We start from the raw sequence: 203 nt of genomic DNA on the forward strand, positions 1-203 counted from the left end.
TGGAAGCGGCCCAGCTCGTGGTCGACCAGGGCTACACGCTGAAGGCGGCGTGTGAGGCCATGGGGGTTGGCAAATCCACCATGGAGTATTGGGTTCGCAGGCTTCGCGCTGAGCGGGCAGGCAAGGCGCCGCTGAAAGGTGAGGCTCTGACGCCGGAACAGCGTGAGATCCAGGAACTGAAGCGCAAGCTGCGGCGAGTGGAA

1 protein-coding gene is annotated in these 203 nt (G+C 64.0%); it reads left to right on the top strand.

What is annotated here, in order from left to right:
• A partial coding sequence (locus tag ACZYGA_RS16990; RefSeq protein ID WP_479399734.1) for a transposase occupies positions 1-203 on the top strand: 203 nt, incomplete at both ends.

The organism is Cobetia sp. BL01 (assembly GCF_056493605.1).